Genomic DNA, 290 nt, shown 5'->3' with positions numbered 1-290 from the left:
AAAAGAGACATTAAGACGAGTGGGTTTGCTACCCGAGCATGCCTACTTCTACCCTCAAATGCTCGCGACAGGACAAAAGCAAAGGGTTTGTCTGGCAAGAGCTCTGATATTGCAACCTTCGATTATCGTCGCCGACGAGGCTTTAAATGGACTGGATATGGCGATGCGTTCGCAAATCATCAATCTGTTCTTAGAGCTACAAGAAGAAATGGGCGTTTCTTTCGTTTACGTTTCGCAGCACATTGGGATTGTTAAGCACATTACCGATAAAGTCATGGTTATGCATGAAG

General features: G+C 44.8%; 1 protein-coding gene. It reads left to right on the top strand.

What is annotated here, in order from left to right; translation table 11 throughout:
- The coding region (locus BCU12_RS07815) for an ATP-binding cassette domain-containing protein (RefSeq protein ID WP_133153832.1) at positions 1-290 on the top strand (290 nt) is incomplete at both ends.

The sequence above is a fragment of the Vibrio sp. 10N.261.55.A7 genome (assembly GCF_002877365.1).
Taxonomy (GTDB): Bacteria; Pseudomonadota; Gammaproteobacteria; order Enterobacterales; family Vibrionaceae; genus Vibrio.
This window is presented reverse-complemented; position numbering and strand designations above follow the sequence as displayed.